Genomic DNA, 16,578 nt, shown 5'->3' with positions numbered 1-16,578 from the left:
CGGGCGTGGTCGCGTTTTCGGAGGTGGCAGCCTGGGGATGGACGATCGAGGCACCGGTGCTGCTTTGTGGGTTCGAAAGAGCAGCTGTCTGCGTTGTCGATCGATGACAGTGTCTGTACGTCATGCACGCCGCGCACGTATCTGAAGATCGGCTGATTGTGCCGATCACGGGGCGAAAGTGGGCGTCGGACAGGTTTCACCGCGTTGGGGAAATCGGCCGTGTGGGTGAACGTAGGCGCACACATGTCCTTCCGGCCATCAGAGGTACTCATGCCTGCGCGACATTCGAGGTCCCGCCGCACCGCTGCGTTGATCGTCACCACGATCATCGTTGGAGGTTGCACGCTGTCCACCGTTCCCGCGGTCGCCCACGCGGAGCCAGCGGACTGCGTGTCGACGTTCAACCTGCTGATCCCTGGAACCTGGGAGACCGACGAGAACGCCGACCCTGCTGTGCCGGTGGGCATGCTCGCAGCTGTTGCGCACGCCCTGAACAATGCCCATGGCGACGCGGTCGAGGTGTACACGCTGCCCTATATGGCGCGTGCGTTCGACAACGGCCACACCTACGCGGATAGCAAGGCGGACGCGGTGTCGAGGGCCACGCGGGTGCTCGAGGATGTCGCACAGTCTTGTCCTCGTACGAAGTTCACGCTGACGGGGTATTCGCAGGGCGCCGATGCGGCAGGTGATCTCGCCTCGGATATCGGCAACGGCAGGGGACCGGTCGATGCAAGTCGTGTGCTTGCTGTCGGGTTGCTGGCCGATCCGGGAGCCGGGACACCAGGGGCCGCGACGGTGGGGCCGCGAACGTCCGGACACGGCATCGCCGATCCACGACCTCGAGGAATGGGGGCTCTGTCTGGTCGGGTGGCATCGATCTGCGATCCCGGTGATCTGTACTGCTCGATCGAGAAAGGGACGAACCCGCTGATCGGCTCGCTCGGCTCGATCCTGAGCAAGACCCCCAGCGCCGCCGGTGCCACCGCGTCCGGCGGCAATACACAGCTTGCCGGCGCACTGACCGCGGACTTCTCCGATGCGGATCTGCCGGCACTAGGCGCCGACGTCACGATCCTCGGTCAGCAGCTCACCGCACCAAATATCGATCTCGGGCAAGTCGCCGCGACTGCGCAGTCGATCGCGTCGACTCTTGCTCCGCTAGCCGACCTGCTTTCCTCAGGGGCAGTGAATCCTGCGGCGACCGATCAACTCGGTGCCGCACCGGCGGGGACCGCCGAACATCATGCCTACGACGTGCTCACCAGGGCCGGTGACTCCGATCTTGCAGGTGCCGTCGACGCTGCGGTCGAGATCGCCGACACGGCACGCATGCTCGCCGGGAACGAGTCACCATCCTTGCCGACGTCAACTCCCGAGATGCGTGCTTTTACGGAGAATGCCGACGTATTGACTGGGCAGATCGGCCCGTTGGCGTCCGCCCCTATTGATGTGCTTGCGTCGGCGAGCAGCGTGTTATCGGTGCTCAAACCGACGGTAGTGATCGATCAGGTTCTGAACGTCGTGGCCGGCGTGAGCTCGCTGGATATGCCCGGCATCTTGCACAACTTGACCGTGCTGCCGCAGAAGGTTGCCGCGCTCGACGCCCGCGGTGCCCACCAGGTGGCCGGGGAGTTGAACAATCAGTTCTCACCACTGGTGGAGATGGCGGCAGCCGTGGACTTGCGGTGGGTAGCGCAGGTGCTGGCCGTGATCCCGGATCCGTCCGGCGCGACGCAGATCGCGGCGTTGGTCGCGTCGATCCTGTCGAATGTCGACGTCATCAGGCTGGCTACGATCGTCGGTCAGATCCAGGAGATCGCATGGTCGGCGGTGGAAAAGGTGCTTCCCCCTCCCGGCATTGCGCCCGACCCGGTGGGGGCCGCTGCGGCGATGACCGGTTTGCTGCCCGTCGGATTGGACCTGGCATCGGTAGCGACCGACATGCTCTCGGGCAAACCGACCAAGACCGCTCCCGACTTGCTGGGCAGGACCACACACGCTGCGTCGCCGACGATCACGAACCAGGAGGCGAACCTGGACATGTGGCAGCTGTCGGATTCACTGGTCGAGCTCTCACAGTCCCAGAGTGTCGATGATCTGGCCTCATTGGTCAGCGAAGGACTCAGTGCAGCAAGCTTCTTCACCTCTAACGCTCACACCAACTACAACACTCTTGTGGTCGACAACGCAGGCCGCAGTGCCATCCAATGGCTGTCGGATTGGCTCAATCTCCAGATCGGACGTGCCGTATGAATCCCCGCGCCCATAATCCATCCACCCGTTGGATCTGGTGCGGTCGCTGTCGACACCGGGGTTATCTGACCCGAGGGGATGCGAAGACGGTCCGCAAACGTCACCGAGGGGAGAAGGGCATGGCGGTGTTCGCCTGCCCGCACCTCGAGGGGTTGTTCCACATCGGGCACCGTCCGGACGCCCTGAATAGTGGGGAGATCGACCGGGAGCGTCTTCGTTCGCAAGCCATGTGAGCAATGGGAAGCTGACGGCGGGACGCATCCATCTCGGTTGCTTGCAAGGGGTGCGCAGGTCATTGCCACGTCGGTGAGCCAGGTCAAACCAATGACCATCACCAAAAGTCGCACGATCGACCAGTCGTCGAACCATCGGATCGGAAACGTCCCTGCGCGGTAAATGCCGCATGATCATGGCGGTCCCTGACGAACTGGATGTCGATCGGTCCAGGCTGTCGGGTGGGCTCAACGCTTTGAAACCGTCCCTGCGCCCAGGTCCAGGTCGACTGCGTGAGGACTGCGACCAGGTCGGTGCTGACAGCACCGGGTGTGCCGGAGTTGATGGACCAGGTCGCCTTTCACCCGCTGCCTGTTGGGTGGGAGGCGACTCTTCGCGTCCTCGGTCAGGGTGATGGCCAGTGATCCCCGAGAATGACTCAGCGCATAATGTATAGCGGTGGTCTCCTGGTGTGCCAGTCCGTGGTGCGCTGAAACTCTTCACCGATGCCGAACAGTAGTGATTCGTGATGGGCCGCGGCCGTGAGTTGAGCACCGATCGGCATACCCGTATGAGGGTGAGATCCGACCGGGAGCGCGAGCGTGGGTCCGTCGTGGAGGGACCAGGGATAACTGAACTGGCCGAGTCGGCGCGAGCGTGCAATGACGTCGTCATCACCGGCGATGGGCGGTACGTCGACCGGCATCGTCGGGGTCAATACGGCGTCGACGTCTGTGAACAGCGCGCTGAGTCCGCGACGGAACTCCGCCCTGGCGGCCAGGGCTGCTGTTCTCTCGGAGTCCGAAATGGACAGACCCAGGGACACACGCGCGAGGGTATCGGGATGGAACAGATCGGGCGACGATTGCACTCGGTCATGGTGGAGCGCAGCAAGGTCCGAGTACAGCAGGATGTATACGATGTCCTGCGCGTGAGCAGCGCCGGGAACATCGACCGGTACCACTTCGTATCCCACGCTCTGCAATTGCCGTGCCGCTGCGTCGATTGCGTCGCTGATGGCAGCGTCGACGTCGTCGGTGATGAACACCGACGGCAGCCCTATCCGTCGAGCGGGGCTAGGCGCCGGAGCCTGGTCGGTGCGCAGTACGTCGAAGAGGCGGGCAACCTCGGTTACCGATCGTGCCATCGGACCGACGGTGTCGAAGGCGTCGCTGACCGGGAAGACTCCGGTATTGCTGATTGCGCCCCAGGTTGGTCGCAGTCCTGTGATGCCGCATGCTGCTGCGGGTAGGCGGACTGATCCGCCGGTGTCAGTACCGAGGGCGGCGTCCACCAGACCTGCAGCGACTGCGGCGCCGGAGCCTCCACTCGAACCGCCCGGGACCCGGCTGGGGTCCCAGGGGTTGCGGACGGGGCCCGCGGCGGAGTTCTGGGAGGTGACTCCGACCGCGAACTCGGCCATGTTCAGCTTGGCGGTGATCTGCGCGCCCGCAGCGATCAGTCTGCGGACGACCTCCGCGTGTGCAGATGCGATGCGGTCGGAGAAGAACCGGGACGCACAGGTCGTGGGTACACCGGTGACGTCGATGTTGTCCTTGACGCCGATACGCATTCCGGTCAGAGGACCATCGATGGTGGCGTCCGGAGTGTCGATCCAGGTGATGACGCTGCCCAACGTCTCGTCGAGAACGTGAGCGGTCGGGCCGCCGCTGATTGCGGCGGCCCGACGTGTGGTGCCGCTCAGGATGCGCTCCCTGCGCGCAGTGCCGCGGTGGCTTCCTCGTCTACGGTCCACGTGTCGGTGTCGACGGCGACCCCGTAGTCGCGTCGAGCGTCCTCCGCCGTGAGGTACTCGTCCCAGACGTCGCTGAGGACCTGGAAAGGATCGCGGAGGAACGGATTTCCGAAACCGCCGCCGGAGGGCAGCTTGATCTCCAAGGTTTCGCCGGCGCGGATGGTTTCCTGGGTGACCTTGGAGAAGAGCACCTCCTCGCGGTCTGTTCCGGCGTTGCGGGTGAACGCCCCTGCGATGCCGTCGTGACCGCCCAGCGCACCGGCGGGCGGGTCGGAGCGGTTGTCGGCTTCGGATCCGAGGAAGGTGTCGGTCTCCATGAGCCATTTGCGGACGCTGCCGATGCCGCCTCGCCACTGGCCCGGTGCGGGAGCTTCGTCGCGGAGTTCGTATCGGAGGGCACGCATGGCGTGGTTGAGTTCGAGTTCTTCGATGGGGTTGTTGCGGGTATTGGCCATGAGCGAGTCGACGGCGTCCATGCCGTCCTTGCCGTTGCGTCCGCCGTACGAACCTTCGTTGATTTCGATGTACACCCAATATGATTCGCCGTCTTCAGCGACGCCGGAGTAGGCGATGGCGCATAGTGCTGCCGACGATCCCGCGATCGCGTGGTCGGGGAGTACGGGTGCCAGGGCGAGGTTGATGGAGTCGAAGATTCGGTTCACCTGGGAGAACCGGGCGAAGCACGATGCCGGGAAGTCCGGGTTGAAGATCGTTCCCTCGGGTGCGTATGCCCTTACTGGGCGGAAGCAGCCGTCGTTCTGGGGGACGAATTCCTCGGTCAGGTCTTCGTCGAGCAGGATGGTGCGGATCGCGGCGACTGCGACGGGGAGGACGGATCCTTCGAAGGGCACGTTAAAGGCGGTGGGGACCTGGTCGTTGGAGCCGGTGAGGTCGATGAGGATGTCTTCTCCCTCGACTTGCACGCGCACGGCGACCTTGAGGGGAACACCGCGGTTCTTACCGTCGTCGTCCAGATAGCCGATGGGTGCTTCGTAGCTGCCGTCCGGTATTTCGCGGATTCGGCTGCGAAGCATGTTCTCCGAGTAGTCCATCCACCGTTCGCTGGCGCTCATGACGGTGTCGAGACCGTACTTCTCGAGCAGTTCGATGAATCGCTTCTCACCGATGCGTGCGCAGGCAATGAGTGCTTCGAGATCGCCTCGGTTCTGTTCGGGTGTGCGAACGTTGTCGAGGATGTGCTGGATGAGGTAGTCGTTGCGGACACCGGCGTCATAGATCTTCATCGAATCCATGAGTTTGCCTTCGGCCCAAACATCGACGACATCCATGCACAGGCCGGGGAAGTTGCCACCGACGTCGGATACGTGTCCGGTGCATCCGGCGAATCCGATGTGCTCACCTTCCCAGAAGATCGGGATGATCACGCCGTAGTCGGGGGAGTGGGCTGCACCGTGGTACGGGTGGTTGTGCAGGACGACGTCGCCCGGTCGATACGTACCTGCGAGTCTGCGGTTGACGCCACGGATGTATGCGGGGATTGAACCGCAGTGCATCGGTGTCGAATCTGATTCGCACAGTTCACGGCCGTTGATGTCGAAGATGCCGGCGCCGAGGTCTTCGGATTCGCGGATTAGGCTCGAGTAGGCCATGCGGTAGAGGACCTGCGCCATTTCCTTGGCCATCGACTGCAGTGCACCGCCGATGACACGCAGTGTGATCGGGTCGACCTCGACGTCGTTCCACGTACGGTGGGACTCGCCCGCGAGCGATACGCCGGTTTTGGGCATCAGGGTCTTGCTCATGCGGGCTTCCTCTCGATGATGATGTGGCCGACTGCGTCGACGGTGGCGTGCTGGTTCATGCCGATGATGGTCGTGGAGTCGAACTGCTCGACGATGGCGGGTCCTTCGATGGTATTGCCGGCCAGAAGAAGCGATCGATCGTAGACCGGGGTGTCGATCCACTGGGGCGCGGCCGTTTCGTCGCGCCAGAATAATGCGCGGGTCATGGTCTTGATCGCCGCGGAGCAGTCGGCGGTGCCCTTGTCGATCTCGGTGATACGGACGTGCGGTACGGCGCCGACACCCGTGACGCGGATGTTGATCAGCTGCACCGGCTTGTCGTCGAAACGCTGGGAGTAGGTTCGTCCGTGTGCCTCGTGGAAGGCCTCGGCGACGGTCTTGACCCAGACATCGTCGATGTCGCCGTCGGGAGCGGGGACGCGTAGTTCGTAGCCCTGTCCGACATAGCGGCAATCCACGCTTCGTTCGAGCGAGATGTTCTCGGTGGGAACGCCGTCGGCTTCCAGTTGGGCGATGGCTTCGCGGGCGAGTCGGTCCATCTGTGTCTGTAGCAGGTTCAGGTCTGCGTCCGCGGAGGAGGTCCAGACGGTGGTGGGAATCTCGTACCGGATGTCGGTGGTCAGCAATCCGACTGCGGAGGTGATGCCGGGGTGTCCGGGCACGATGACACGGGGAATGCCGAGTTGGTCTGCGATCTGCCATGCGAAGAGGGGGCCGGCACCGCCCTCGGCGATGAGCGAGAAGTCGCGCGGGTCGTAACCTTTGCGTACCGAGTGGAGGCTGATCGCTTCGGTCATGGAATGGGCGAGGATCTTGAAGATCCCCATCGCGGCCTCGTCCAGGGTGGTTCCGAGCTTGTCGGCGATGTGGGTCTGGATCGCGGTACGGGCCAACTCGGGTTCGACCTTCATGGTTCCGGACAGGAAGCTGTCCTCACGCAGCCAGCCCATCATGACCATAGCGTCGGTCGAGGTCGGTTCGGTGCCGCCACGGGCGTAGCAGGCGGGTCCGGGGAATGCCCCGGCGCTTCGAGGTCCGACCCGGAACATGCCGCCTTCATCGACCATGGCGATGGAACCGCCACCGGCGCCGATCGTGTCGACCTCCGCCATCGGCACCATGGCGTGGTAGTCGCCGATGCGGGTGTCGAGGAGATGCTTCATTCGGAGGGTGCCGTTCGGCGCCACACCGATGTCGGCGGAGGTTCCGCCCACGTCAAGTGTGATGACGCTCGGGAAGCCGGAGGCCTTACCGATAGCGCATCCTCCTAGCAATCCGGCGACCACACCGCTGGTCAGCAGCGAGACCGGCTGTTCGCTGGCGCTGCGCGAGGTGACCAGACCGCCAGCGGAGGTCATAAGATGCACGTCGTCGCCGACCTGCGCCTCTGCGGCCTTCTTTGCGAGGTTGGCGATGTAGCTCGAGGTCTTCGGTCCGATGAAGGCGTTGAGTGCCGCAGTGGAGAATCGTTCGTACTCGCGGTACTGGGGAGCAACCTCACTGGAGAGCGAGATGAACACCTCGGGGTACTCCTCGAGAATGATGTCCTTGACCCGTTTTTCGTGCGTGGGGTTGCGGTACGAGTGCAAGAAGGCAACGGCGATAGCGTCGACTCCGCGTTCACGGAGCAGGCGAACCTCTTGGCGCACTGCATCTTCGTCGAGCGGTACGAGGACGTTGCCGGAAGCATCGATCCGTTCGGGCACGACCCGGCGGTTGCGACGCGGCACCAACTGCCATTTCTGCCAGGGCAGGTCCTGGTAGTTCGAGTAGTTGAGGGGACGCTTCTTGCGGGCGATGTGTAGAAGGTCGCGGAATCCCTCGGTCGTGATCATGCCGACGTTGCACCCGTTGTGTTCGAGCACGATGTTGGTGGCAACGGTGGTGCCATGGAAGAACATGTCGATGTCGGATGGGTCGATGCCGGCGCGTTCGGCGAGGACCTCGATGCCGTCCATGGTTCCGATGGAGGGGTCGTGGTTCGTCGACGGGGTCTTGTGGACCACTACGGTGCCGTCGTCGTCCCACAGCACGAGGTCGGTGAACGTGCCGCCGACGTCGACTCCAATTCTCTTCATCAATACTTCCAATCTTTCGGTGCCCGCGAGGAGCGGAGGGGACGACCGAGCCGTGCGGCGGTCCGAAGTCTGGGGTGGGGAGTCACTGGGAGGGTGATGTAGGTCATCGTGCTTGAGGGCGACCAAGAAATCAATACCTCAGATGTTTTCGGGAGAAATCTGCCCAAAATCGCGGTCCGATCGGTTCAATCCTTGGAAAAATCACCTAAAGGGCGGATGATTAGGGGGCATGGGACAGGTGCGCGGCGCCCTAACTCGGCCGCAGCGTCGGGTTAGGCTCAGGCCGTCCACCGCAGCTTTCGAGAGAGAAGAGTCGACGCTCGTGACCGAACCGACGACCGGGGACGCACCCGTCAAGAACGGACCTGCCTATGCGGTCCTCGCGGAGCACCTGCGCAACCGAATCCTGTCCGGTGAGTTGCAACCCGGTGTCCGGTTGCCCGGAGAGGCAGAGTTGACCGCTGAATTCGGTGTCGGTCGCAGCACCATCCGTGAGGCCTTGCGTTCGCTGGCGAGCCAGAACTTGATCACCACGACTCGGGGAGTCACCGGCGGTAGTTTCGTCGCCGCGCCGAGTGTCGGGCATATCAGTGCGCATCTCGAGACGGGTGTGGCATTGATGGCGGCGGCTGAGACGGTCACCGTCGCGCAGCTCATGGAAGTGCGTAACCTCATGGAGGTGCCGGCGGCCGGCATGGCGGCATTCCGTCGGACCGATGAGCACCTCGAGCAACTCGAAGCGTCGATCTTCGACCCACACAGCTTGCAGGGACCCGAGACGTTCGCGAAGAATCAGGAGTTCCATTTGGTTCTTCTTCGGGCGACGGACAATCCGTTGCTGGAGTTGATCACTGCGCCGGTGTTTCGAGTGCTGTCCAGCAGGTTCGGGCGCGAGCATGCCCCGCAGGGGTTCTGGCAGTGTGTCGATCACGATCACCGTGCGATCCTCGATGTCGTCGCTGCCGGAGACTCCATGGCTGCGATGGATCTGATGCGCAGGCATCTGGACAACTTGGGCGACTCGTATCGCCGGATGGATCGCCGCGGACAGGCTTGACTCAAAACATCTGCTTTTTAGGCGAGTAGGTATCGAAGATCCCCGGATGATTGCCTTGCTCTGCACTATTGACCCTTGAAATGTCTGATGTATTGTTCGAAGGAACGTACTCGCCGAACTGATGTGAGGAGACACGGTGGCAGTGCATCAGGCTGTTCTCGGCCGATTTTTCGAGGACTACGTTGTAGGGGACATCTACCAGCACCCCATCGGGCGCACGATCTCCGAAGCCGACAACACGTGGATCACGTTGCTGTCGATGAACACCAACCAAAACCACTTCAACGCTCATCTCGCAGCGCAGAATCCCATCACCGACGGCAAGGTCATCGTCAACTCTGGGCTGACTGTTGCTGTGGTACTCGGTATTTCGGTTCTCGACATGAGTCAGAACGCCATCTCGAACCTGGCATTCACCGACATCAAGATGTCGCACCCGGTATACGTGGGCGACACCATCTACGCAGAAAGCATCTGCATAGGACTGCGCCGGTCCGAATCCCGGCCCTATGCCGGAATCGTCTCCATGATCACCCGGGGGCTGAATCAAGATGGAACCGAAGTCATCTCGTGGAAGCGGTCGGTCATGGTCGCTACCCGCGAGAGCGGGATCGGCCAGAACTACTTCCCCGAAGCCAAGGGCGGACCGCTGCAACTGCCGACACCCGCCGACCCGGAAGGGGCGCTCTCATGAAACCACTCGAAGACGTCCGCATTATCTCGCTCGAGCAGTACGGCGCAGGCCCGTTCGGCAGCGTCCACCTCGCCGACCTCGGTGCCGACGTGATCAAGATCGAAGATCCGAACGTGGGGGGCGACGTCGGACGTTACGTCCCGCCCTACAACGACGCCGAGGACTCGTTGTTCTTCGAAACCTTCAACCGCAACAAGCGCAGCCTCTCACTCGACCTGTCGTCCCCCGCCGGGCGCGCAGTGTTCGAGGACCTCGTCCGCACCAGCGACGCGGTCTACTCCAATCTCCGCGGAGATGTGCCCGCGAAAATCGGCATTACTTACGACGACCTCAAGCACCTCAATCCGGCTATCGTCTGCTGCAGCCTCACGGGCTTCGGTATGACCGGACCGCGTGCGAAAGAGCCCGGCTACGACTATATCCTGCAAGGCCTCGCAGGATGGATGAGCGTCACCGGCGACCCAGACGGACCTCCTACCAAGTCCGGGCTCTCGCTCGTGGACTATTCGGGCGGATTCGTCGCTGCGATCAGTTTGCTGTCCGGGCTCCACGCCGCCAAACGGGACGGCATCGGCGGGGACTGCGACGTCTCGCTCTACGACACCGCGATGTCGCTGCTCACCTACCCGGCCACCTGGCATCTGAACGCTGGCTTCGAACCGGTACGTACCAAGAACTCGGCGCACCCCTCCCTCGTACCGTTCCAGGCCTTCGAGGCCAGCGACGGTTGGTTCGTCGTCGGTTGCGCCAAGGAGAAGTTCTGGGAACGCCTCGTCGTTGCGATCGACAGGCCCGATCTGGGCGCCGATCCACGTTTCGCGAACTTCGCACTGCGCGGTGAGCACCAGGACGAACTGCTCCCCATCCTCGAGCAGACCTTCGTCAGCCAGCCCGTGGACTACTGGCTCTCGCGCCTGGGGCCTGCCGGTGTGCCGGCGGGTCCGATCAACGACGTCGCCCAGGCCCTCACCGAACCGCACACCCTTGCACGAGGTCTCCTCGTCGAGACCGACCACCCCACCTTCGGAACGGTGCGCCAAGTTGCCTCACCGGTCCGGTTCGGCTCCGAGACGACGCAGTACCGGCGCGCGCCGCTACGCAACGAGCATTTCGACGAGATCATCCGCGACCTCGGCTACAGCGCCGAGCGTGTTGCGGAACTGGTCGGGCAAGGTGCCTTCGGCAAGCAGGCAAGCGGGGCTCGGGCGTGACGTCGTCGGTACTTGCCCAATGGGCCCACGGTCTGACTCTTGCGGACCTGTCCGACGATGTCCGGCATGCGGTCGCCCGGCATCTTCTCGACGGGGTCGGCAATGCCGTCGCCGCGCAACGGCTCGGATACGGGCGCGCGGCGTGGACGGTCGCCGATGCACTCGGCGGTCCGGCCGAAGCCAGACCGCTAACCGGGACGCGGGCGATCTCCGCTCCGGCTGCAGCTATGGCGACCGCGGTGCTGGTGCACGCCTTGGACTTCGACGACACTCATGCCGGCGCCCTGGTTCACGCCACCGCAGTCTCTCTGCCTGCGGCTTTCGCCGCCGGACAGCAGGTTCGAGCCACTGGCGCAGAAGTTCTTACCGCCGCTGCGATCGGACTGGAGACGGCGTGCCGCCTCGGGGCTGTCAGCCCGCATGGTTTTCACGGACGTGGCCTTCATGCGACAGCCGTGGTCGGCCCGTTCGCTGCAGCCCTCGTCGCCGGCAAGTTGACCGGATTGCCGGTGCCGGTCTTAGTGCACGCTCTTGGTGTCGCCGGATCATCGAGTGGAGGGTTGCTCGAGTTCCTCGACACCGATGCCGACACCAAGGCGCTCCACCCTGGTTCGGCCACGCTGGGCGGGATTCTCGCAGCCCGGCTGGCTGCTGCGGGCGCCAGCGGTCCGGAATCGGTGTTCGAGGGGCGTCGGGGTGTGTATGCGTCGATGTCGGAGCGGACCGCGGACCTCACGGTGCTGACGGACGGGTTGGGCACAGACTGGGAAGCGACCCGTATCGGCATCAAGCCCTATCCGAGTTGCCAGCTCATGCATGTCACTCTCGACGCGGTTGCAGCGGCTCTGACCGACACGGCCGTCGAGCCTGCCCAAGTGGTCGACATCGAGGTGCACGTTCATCCGGATTCGGTGCCGATCGTGTGTGGTCCGAACGCAGGTGTGGCCGCACCGCGCAGCACTTATGACGGGAAGTTCGACCTGCCGTGGAGCGTTGCTGCACTCGTGCACGACGGACATATCGACGTCGCGACCTACACCGACACTTCGATCGTCCGCGATTCGGTGCTCGCGACCGCTCGAACGGTCCGTGTCGTCGAAGCCCCGACCGAGGGGCCGGCAGCATCGGCACCCGGACATGCGATCATCACCCTCGACGACGGGCGTGTACTCGAGGGACGCGTCGAAGGTAGCCGCGGCACCGCCGCATTCCCCCTCGACGATCAGCAGTTGCTCGCCAAGTTCACCGCCAACTGCGGCGATCATCCCCGTGCCTCAGAGCTCGCCGACCGCATCTTCGGGTTGGCTGACGAGCCGAATCTGACCGCCGTACTCGATCTCGCGGCCCTCATTGCACCCGCACCCCTGCACTGAACATCCTAGGAGCCATCATGGATTTCACATTCGACGAGCAGCAACTGGCGTTCCGAAAGGCATTGCGTCACTTCGTGGACAAGGAAATCGTGCCCGTTGCCAATGAATGGGAGAAGTCGGGGCGGTATCCCACGGAGATCGTCGAACACATGAAGGCCATGGGATTGTTCGGCATCACCACCCCTGAAGAGTACGGCGGCATCGACCTCGACAAGGTGTCGTTCACACTCGTGTACGAGGAACTGGCTCGCGGCTGGATGGGCATCGCCGGAATTCTCGGCAGTCACAACCTGTCCTGCTGGATGATCAACCGTCACGGCACCGAGGAACAGAAGCAGACCCTGCTACCGAAACTGGCCACCGGAGAATGGCGGACCGGGATCGGGCTCACCGAGCCCGGCGCAGGCACAGACCTGCAGGGCATTCGAACGACTGCGCGCCGCGACGGGGACCATTACGTCGTCAACGGCGCGAAGACGTGGATCACCAACGCCCGGCACGCCAATGTCCTCCCAGTCCTGGTGAAGACCGACCCGTCTGCAGAGCCTGCGCACAAGGGCATGAGCATCCTGCTGATTGACACCACGCTTCCCGGGTTCGAGGTGCAACGTGATCTCGGCAAACTGGGGTACAAGGGCACCGAGTCCTGCGAAATCCTGCTCGACAACATTCGGGTACCTGCGGACGCATTGCTTGGCGGAACGGAGGGGCGCGGTTTGCAGCAGGCCTTGTCCGGCCTGGAAATCGGCAGGCTCAACATTGCAGGCCGTAGCGTCGGTATCGCTCAAGCAGCCTACGATGCAGCACTGTCCTACGCGCGAGAGCGCACGGCGTTCGGGCAGCCGATCGCGGACTTCCAGGCGATCCAGCTCAAGCTGGCGGACATCGCCACCCATTTGCAGGCCGCCCGGTTGATGACGTATTGGGCTGCTTCGCAGGCAGATTCGGGTAAGCGCGTGGACATGGAGGCTGGAATGGCGAAGTACTTCGCGTCCGAGACGGCCATCACCGCGAGCCTCGAAGCGATGCGTATCCACGGCGGCTACGGATACTCGACGGAATTCGTCGTCGAACGGTTGTACCGCGACGCGCCTCTCATGTCGATCGGAGAGGGCACCAACGACATCATGCGGACCGTCATCGCCAAGGCGCTGGTCTCCGGCTCCGGGGTCATCGGGTGAGCGTGGCGCTGACTTACCTGTATGTCCCGGGTGACCGCCCGGAGCGTTTCGACAAAGCACTCGCTTCGGGTGCCGATGCGGTAGTGCTGGACCTCGAGGACGCGGTCGCCGTTGATCGGAAGGAACTTGCGCGCGAAACTGTTGCGCGGTGGATCGCTGCACTCACACCCGGTTCCGTGGAGGTGTGGGTGCGGGTGAACCCGGGTGACCTGCAGGAAGCGGACATCCAGTCTGTCGCCCACCCGCGACTGACGGGAGTGTGGTTGCCGAAAGTAGGATCCGCACGCGAGGTCGAACAGGTCGACGGCCTCCTAACTGACCTCTGTCCCGGGGCGGCGGTATCCGCGCTGATCGAGACCGCTGCTGGCGTACTCGACGCCCTGGCCATCGCGCGTGCGCCCCGGATGCGGTTCCTGCAACTCGGGGAAGTCGATCTGGCCGCCGATCTCGGTGTCGAAGTCGACGGCGATGACACAGCGCTGCTGTTCGCACGTAGCCAAGTCGTCGCGGCGAGTGTGGCGGCAGGGATAAACCCGCCCCCGGCCGCTGTGTCGCGCAATTTCCGCGACAGTGACGCTCTGGAGGCGGGTACCCGTGCTCTTGCACGGCTCGGGTTCGTCGGTCAGGCGTGTATTCACCCTGCCCAGCTCGAACCGGTCCGACGAGTGTTCACACCTTCGCAGGACAAGGTACGTGCGGCACGCGCCGTGCTGGCCCGCCTAGAGGTAGCGGAGTCCGGTGTTGCCGTGGACGCGGCTGGCTTTTTGATCGATGAAGCAGTCGCTCGGCAAGCGCGTCGGGTGCTCGCGCATGTAGACCAATAGCTGGAGCCCCAATTCTCCGCGTTGGTCCACTTCACGGAAAACCCGATCGCTTCTCACAAAATGGCACTGTTGAGACGGGGGACAGAGAGGGTTTCCTGGCGTCATGAGGATCGACGAAGGTGAACTTGTTACCGGACACGTTCGTGCAGGCGCACCGGGCGGAGCGCTGTCGGTTGATGGGTTCCGGGCGGCCGCTGATCACATTGTTGCGCTAGCGGCTGCTGTTGCGTCGGAGCAGTGGAACAACTCGGCGTTGGGGGAATGGACGGTGCGGTCGCTGGTGGGACATATCGGTCGCGCGCTGACCACGGTCGTCGACTATCTTTCACGGCCCGCCATCGAGCAGACTGTGCCGTCCACCGCCGACTACTACCTCTTGGCAGCTGAACTCGTCGACTCGGACGCAGTCCGCCGACGCGGTGAGCAGGCCGGCGCCGAACTCGGCGAGGATCCCGCGGCCACGCTGGCGCAGATGCGAGACCGGGCGCTGCACGCTCTCGCCCACACCGACGATCGGATCGTGACGACGGTGGTGGGTGGCATGTTGCTGTCGCACTACCTCCCGACTCGCACGTTCGAGTTGGCAGTGCACGGTCTGGACCTGGCCCGAGCGACCGGACAGCCGGAATCGGTCCCGGTCGAGGCGCTGCGGGAGACGGTGTCGTTGGCGACCGAGCTGGCGGTGCGCCGTGGTCACGGTGAGACCGTCCTGCTCGCGTTGACCGGACGCGGAATCATTCCGAGCGACTTCAGTGTGGTGTGAACTCCGATGAGTGAGCATTTCGTGGTGACGGGTGGTAGCCGTGGGATCGGTGCCGCGATCGTTCGGGCTGCAGCTCGTGCGGGCCACGAGGTCAGTTTCACCTACCACCGGGACACCAATGCCGCAACCGGACTGGTCACCGAATGCGGCCCCCGAGTCCAGGCCATCCAATCCGACGTCGCCGACACCGACGCGGCAGGAACCGTCCTCGACACGGTGACGCGGACAAGGGGAGAGGTGACGGTTCTGGTGAACAACGCCGGGATCACCGGCCCGCTCGGCGACTTTCTCTCCGTCAGTCAAACGACGGTGCGGGAAGTCTTCGACGTCAACGTTTTCGGACTGTGGGCAATGACGGCCGCCGTGGTCCGGTACTGGCGCGCACATTCCCTGCCGGGTGTGGTGGTCAACCTCAGCAGCATCGCCGCGACTACCGGGGCGCCCGGTGAGTATGTGGGCTACGCCGCGTCCAAGGCTGCGGTCGAGGCGATCACCCGAGGCCTGGGACGCGAATTGGCGCCGGACATCCGTGTCGTCGGCATCGCGCCCGGCACCACCGACACGGACATCCACGCCGCTGCGGGCGATCCGGACCGAGCACAGAGGGTCGTCGAACGGATACCTCTCGGCCGCATCGCCACGGCGGACGAGATCGCCGCCGCGGTGCTGTTCGCGGCCGGAGAGAACGCCTCGTATCTGACCGCCACGACCATCACCGTGGCCGGTGGCCTGTGACCGGAACATGCTGATGAAGGGGAGAATAGGTCATGACCGCCGCTTTCGTCATTGCGGTCGCCTTCATGGTGATGACCCCTGGTCCGGACAGCCTGGCGATCGCTGATGCGGCCGTGCGCTCTCGGACCGACGGTGTCATGATCGCACTCGGTGCTGTTACCGGCATGCTCGTCTTCACCGTCGCCGCCTGCACCGGACTCGGTGCACTGCTCGTCGCCGCACCCGCCGCTCTCGACGCCCTACGGATCGTGGGTGGACTCTATCTGGTCTTCGTCGGACTCACGTCCCTGCGCAGCGCTGTCCGTGCTCCCGCCGATACCGAGGAAACAGCTCCGGGAAGCCCTGCGTCGCAGCGGATATTGGCACCTGCACGTCGGTTCGGACGAGGCCTTCTCGTGGATATGACCAATCCGAAGACCTTGGTCGTGTTCGTCACGGTCGTACCGGCGTTCGCAGGTCCGGACGCCGATTACCCAACCCTGGTCGGACACTGCCTGTTTCTGGTGGTCTTCGCAGCAGCATGGTTCCTGACGGTGGCACTGCTCGCCGCCCGGATCGGCACGCTCGGCCCACGGTCGGAGCGTTGGACTGCCATCGTCACCGGTGGCGTCATGTGCGGTTTCGGCATCGCGATCCTGGTCCTTGATCCCTTCGTTCGCGGTTGAACCGAAGCG

At 63.8% G+C, this 16,578-nt stretch carries 13 protein-coding genes; 10 read left to right on the top strand and 3 right to left on the bottom strand.

Annotation, left to right across the window (positions count from 1 at the left end):
* The first annotated feature begins 270 nt into the window (after nt 1-270).
* The gene (locus U9J23_RS26055; protein ID WP_192379049.1) at nt 271-2,256 is read left to right on the top strand and encodes a cutinase family protein; all 1,986 of its coding nucleotides are present in this window, start codon (nt 271-273) and stop codon (nt 2,254-2,256) included.
* A gap of 652 nt (nt 2,257-2,908) precedes the next feature.
* On the opposite strand, the gene U9J23_RS26050 is transcribed toward U9J23_RS26055, so the two are convergent.
* The 3 genes from U9J23_RS26050 to U9J23_RS26040 are packed head-to-tail and all read right to left on the bottom strand — an operon-like array spanning nt 2,909 to nt 8,066.
* Entirely contained in the window at nt 2,909-4,225 is a 1,317-nt protein-coding gene (locus U9J23_RS26050; RefSeq protein WP_326603234.1) for an amidase, read from the bottom strand.
* Complete coding sequence (locus U9J23_RS26045; protein ID WP_272269669.1) at nt 4,171-5,988, bottom strand: hydantoinase B/oxoprolinase family protein; 1,818 nt, start codon at nt 5,986-5,988, stop codon at nt 4,171-4,173. The genes U9J23_RS26050 and U9J23_RS26045 overlap by 55 nt, the downstream gene beginning before the upstream one ends.
* Nucleotides 5,985-8,066, bottom strand: coding sequence for a hydantoinase/oxoprolinase family protein (locus tag U9J23_RS26040; protein WP_088899539.1), 2,082 nt, complete (start codon nt 8,064-8,066; stop codon nt 5,985-5,987). The genes U9J23_RS26045 and U9J23_RS26040 overlap by 4 nt, the downstream gene beginning before the upstream one ends.
* Nucleotides 8,067-8,388: 322 nt before the next feature.
* Here U9J23_RS26040 and U9J23_RS26035 point away from each other — a divergent pair, with 322 nt between their 5' ends.
* The 9 genes from U9J23_RS26035 to U9J23_RS25995 all read left to right on the top strand — a co-directional run bounded on the left by U9J23_RS26035 (nt 8,389) and on the right by U9J23_RS25995 (nt 16,569).
* Nucleotides 8,389-9,123, top strand: coding sequence for a FadR/GntR family transcriptional regulator (locus U9J23_RS26035; RefSeq protein ID WP_024100316.1), 735 nt, complete (start codon nt 8,389-8,391; stop codon nt 9,121-9,123).
* A 136-nt stretch (nt 9,124-9,259) separates the two neighbouring features.
* Nucleotides 9,260-9,817 (top strand): MaoC family dehydratase, encoded by a 558-nt coding sequence (locus tag U9J23_RS26030; RefSeq protein ID WP_024100315.1) that lies wholly within the window; start codon nt 9,260-9,262, stop codon nt 9,815-9,817.
* Nucleotides 9,814-11,028: a CaiB/BaiF CoA transferase family protein gene (locus U9J23_RS26025; protein ID WP_024100314.1), complete on the top strand. Its 1,215-nt coding sequence runs from the start codon at nt 9,814-9,816 to the stop codon at nt 11,026-11,028. The genes U9J23_RS26030 and U9J23_RS26025 overlap by 4 nt, the downstream gene beginning before the upstream one ends.
* Nucleotides 11,025-12,401 carry an MmgE/PrpD family protein gene (locus U9J23_RS26020; protein WP_088899537.1) on the top strand — a complete coding sequence of 459 codons (1,377 nt, stop codon included), beginning with the start codon at nt 11,025-11,027 and terminating at the stop codon, nt 12,399-12,401. The genes U9J23_RS26025 and U9J23_RS26020 overlap by 4 nt, the downstream gene beginning before the upstream one ends.
* A 17-nt stretch (nt 12,402-12,418) precedes the next feature.
* The gene (locus U9J23_RS26015) at nt 12,419-13,582 is read left to right on the top strand and encodes an acyl-CoA dehydrogenase family protein (RefSeq protein WP_088899536.1); all 1,164 of its coding nucleotides are present in this window, start codon (nt 12,419-12,421) and stop codon (nt 13,580-13,582) included.
* Entirely contained in the window at nt 13,579-14,406 is an 828-nt protein-coding gene (locus U9J23_RS26010) for an HpcH/HpaI aldolase/citrate lyase family protein (protein WP_088899535.1), read from the top strand. Before U9J23_RS26015 ends, U9J23_RS26010 begins: the two co-directional genes overlap by 4 nt.
* A 103-nt stretch (nt 14,407-14,509) precedes the next feature.
* The gene (locus tag U9J23_RS26005; RefSeq protein ID WP_088899534.1) at nt 14,510-15,169 is read left to right on the top strand and encodes a maleylpyruvate isomerase family mycothiol-dependent enzyme; all 660 of its coding nucleotides are present in this window, start codon (nt 14,510-14,512) and stop codon (nt 15,167-15,169) included.
* Nucleotides 15,170-15,175: 6 nt separating this feature from the next.
* Complete coding sequence (locus U9J23_RS26000) at nt 15,176-15,904, top strand: SDR family NAD(P)-dependent oxidoreductase (RefSeq protein ID WP_088899533.1); 729 nt, start codon at nt 15,176-15,178, stop codon at nt 15,902-15,904.
* Between the two features lie 32 nt (nt 15,905-15,936).
* Nucleotides 15,937-16,569 (top strand): LysE family translocator, encoded by a 633-nt coding sequence (locus tag U9J23_RS25995; RefSeq protein ID WP_088899532.1) that lies wholly within the window; start codon nt 15,937-15,939, stop codon nt 16,567-16,569.
* Nucleotides 16,570-16,578: the final 9 nt, after the last annotated feature.

Source organism: Rhodococcus sp. PD04, assembly GCF_035918275.1.
In the GTDB taxonomy this organism is placed as follows: Bacteria; Actinomycetota; Actinomycetes; order Mycobacteriales; family Mycobacteriaceae; genus Rhodococcus; species Rhodococcus rhodochrous.
The sequence above is the reverse complement of the archived record's forward strand: the minus strand, read 5'-3'. Positions and strand labels throughout refer to the sequence as shown.